At 73.1% G+C, this 1096-nt stretch carries 1 protein-coding gene; it reads right to left on the bottom strand.

Annotation, left to right across the window (positions count from 1 at the left end):
- Positions 1 to 1082: NAD-dependent epimerase/dehydratase family protein (locus tag DLJ59_RS00065; RefSeq protein ID WP_124770499.1), on the bottom strand; the 1082-nt coding region annotated here is incomplete at its 3' end.
- Positions 1083 to 1096 lie beyond the last annotated feature (14 nt).

Raw genomic sequence — 1096 nt, 5'->3', positions numbered from 1 at the left:
CAGTAGGGGTTTCCCTGGCCTGGGGGGCGGGCGTGGAGGAGTGCGGCGGGGCGACCGGGCAGGTCCCTGGCGCCGGACATCGGTGGGCTTGCCGTGTGGTCCCCGTCGGCCATACCGGCGAAGAGTTCCTTGAGCGCCGTCAGCGCACTGATCTTGGGCTGCCAGCCCAGCTCGGCCTCGGCGCGCTCGCTGGACATCAGCGGGGCGTTCAGACCCAGCTCCACCCAGCCCGCGTCGACCGGTTGCAGCCGCGCCCGCCAGGTCAGCGCCGCCGCCGCCCGCAGCACCGGCGCGGCGACCGGCACCGTCCAACCGTGGAAGTGCCGAGCCACCAGCTCCGGGGTGAGCACCGGGTCCGCAGCGACATTGAAAGCACCGCGCGCATCACCCAACACCGCCCGCGCGTACGCATCGGCCACGTCATCGGCGTGCACCGCTTGCATCCGCAACCGGCGGTTCGTCGGCACCAACGGGATCCGGCCGAAGCGCAGCAACCGCACCGGTGCCAGCGGGCCGAGGAAGTAACGCGTGATCTCCGCGCCGGCAGCACGCTGGAAGATCAACCCGGGTCGCATCCGCACCACCCGCAGCGTCGGGTGGTCCTGCTCGACCCCGTCCAGCAGCGCCTCCACCTCGGCCTTGTGTTCGCTGTACGACGAGCCGGGCACACCGGTGGCCGGCCACCGCTCACTGATCGGGTGGTCCTTCGGGCCGGGCGCGTAGGCGCCGACCGACGAGGCGTACACCAGGGCCGGCACACCGGCCCGGACCACCGCGTTGATCACCGACCGGCTGCCCTCGACGTTGGTCCGGCGCAGCACCCGCTGGTCGTGACTGGGCTGGATCTGCCAGGCCAGGTGCACCACCGCGTCCGCGCCCGCGAACACCTCGGCGAGCTGCCCGGTCGCGCCCGGCGCGCCAATGTCACAGGAGTGCCACTCCACCTGGTCGTACGGCTCGCCGGCATCCGGTCCCGGCAACCGGCGAGCGACCCCGGCCAGCTCCACGCCCCGCTCCCGGCGCAGCCTCCGCAGCAGCGCCGTACCGACGTTGCCGCTAGCCCCCACCACCACGATCCGCATGCCCGACCCCGTAC

This window comes from Micromonospora inaquosa (assembly GCF_003857055.1).
GTDB lineage: Bacteria > Actinomycetota > Actinomycetes > Mycobacteriales > Micromonosporaceae > Micromonospora > Micromonospora inaquosa.
The sequence above is the reverse complement of the archived record's forward strand: the minus strand, read 5'-3'. Positions and strand labels throughout refer to the sequence as shown.